General features: G+C 47.8%; 1 rRNA gene. It reads left to right on the forward strand.

Going from position 1 to position 423, the window contains the following annotated elements:
* Positions 1-423, forward strand: a 23S ribosomal RNA gene (locus EN964_RS37170); the annotation flags it as partial.

The following is a 423-nucleotide window of genomic DNA, read 5'->3' on the forward strand; positions in this document are numbered from 1 at the left end:
ACTGAGGGTAGCGGAGAAATTCCAATCGAACCTGGAGATAGCTGGTTCTCTCCGAAATAGCTTTAGGGCTAGCCTCAAGTGATGATTATTGGAGGTAGAGCACTGTTTGGACGAGGGGCCCTTCTCGGGTTACCGAATTCAGACAAACTCCGAATGCCAATCAATTTAACTTGGGAGTCAGAACATGGGTGATAAGGTCCGTGTTCGAAAGGGAAACAGCCCAGACCACCAGCTAAGGTCCCAAAATATATGTTAAGTGGAAAAGGATGTGGCGTTGCCCAGACAACTAGGATGTTGGCTTAGAAGCAGCCATCATTTAAAGAGTGCGTAATAGCTCACTAGTCGAGTGACACTGCGCCGAAAATGTACCGGGGCTAAACATATTACCGAAGCTGTGGATTGTCCGTAGGACAATGGTAGGAG

The sequence above is a fragment of the Mesorhizobium sp. M7A.F.Ca.CA.001.10.2.1 genome (assembly GCF_003998575.1).
Lineage (GTDB): Bacteria > Pseudomonadota > Alphaproteobacteria > Rhizobiales > Rhizobiaceae > Mesorhizobium.